The organism is Providencia sp. Je.9.19 (assembly GCF_051129765.1).
Classification (GTDB): Bacteria; Pseudomonadota; Gammaproteobacteria; order Enterobacterales; family Enterobacteriaceae; genus Providencia.
Genome location: NZ_JBCPSS010000070.1, coordinates 1 through 255, shown reverse-complemented (window position 1 = coordinate 255; position 255 = coordinate 1). Strand labels below are relative to the sequence as shown.

Annotated in this window: 1 protein-coding gene; it reads left to right on the top strand. The window is 43.9% G+C overall.

Features of this window, described 5'->3' with window-relative positions:
* Positions 1 to 255: FimD/PapC N-terminal domain-containing protein (locus AAZR93_RS21745; RefSeq protein ID WP_434721058.1), on the top strand; the 255-nt coding region annotated here is incomplete at both ends.

Here is a 255-nt window from a genome sequence, read left to right as displayed (position 1 = left end):
AAGATTTAACGTGGTGGCACGATGGACAATGTTTAAACCCTGAGAGCCTACCGGGTATGCAGATCCGTGGCGATTTAGCGACCTCTTCTTTATATGTCAGTATCCCGCAAGCCTACATGGAATATACGGCACCAAATTGGGATCCTCCTTCACGTTGGGATGATGGGATATCGGCAATTTTGGCCGATTATAATATCAATGCGAATGCTAATAACTCTTACCGAAAAGGGGGAAATGACAGTTATCAAGTTAATG